This is a genomic window from Sphingobium sp. D43FB (genome assembly GCF_002312805.1).
In the GTDB taxonomy this organism is placed as follows: Bacteria; Pseudomonadota; Alphaproteobacteria; order Sphingomonadales; family Sphingomonadaceae; genus Sphingobium.
Window position 1 is genome coordinate 1 of sequence record NZ_NMUA01000225.1, and the last position, 411, is coordinate 411.

A 411-nucleotide genomic window follows, 5' to 3' on the forward strand; every position below is an offset into this window, starting at 1 on the left:
TTTCGATGCAGATTTCGACTGCCTGCAACACCCCTGATAAGAACCAACAATAAAGGGCACGCCATGTCACTCACGCTGGAGCACGTCAGCCGCGCTGTCGACGGCCAAACCTGGATCGACGACGCATCCTTGAGCTTCGAACCTGGATCTTTCAACGTTCTGCTGGGCCGCACCCTGTCAGGCAAAACCAGCCTGATGCGCTTGATGGCGGGGCTGGACAAGCCGGACAGCGGACGAATCCTGATGAACGGCAAGGATGTCACGCAGACCGCAGTGCGGCACCGCAACGTGTCGATGGTTTATCAGCAGTTCATCAACTACCCGAGCATGACGGTGTTTGAAAACATCGCTTCGCCGCTGCGCCAGGCCGGGGAATCCAAGGAAGTTATCCACAGCAAGGTGCTGGAAACC

Annotated in this window: 1 protein-coding gene; it reads left to right on the forward strand. The window is 57.2% G+C overall.

The features are described 5' to 3' along the window. Positions 1–63 precede the first annotated feature (63 nt). Positions 64–411 (forward strand): ATP-binding cassette domain-containing protein (locus tag SxD43FB_RS24130; RefSeq protein ID WP_141249671.1); only part of this gene is annotated, 348 nt, incomplete at its 3' end.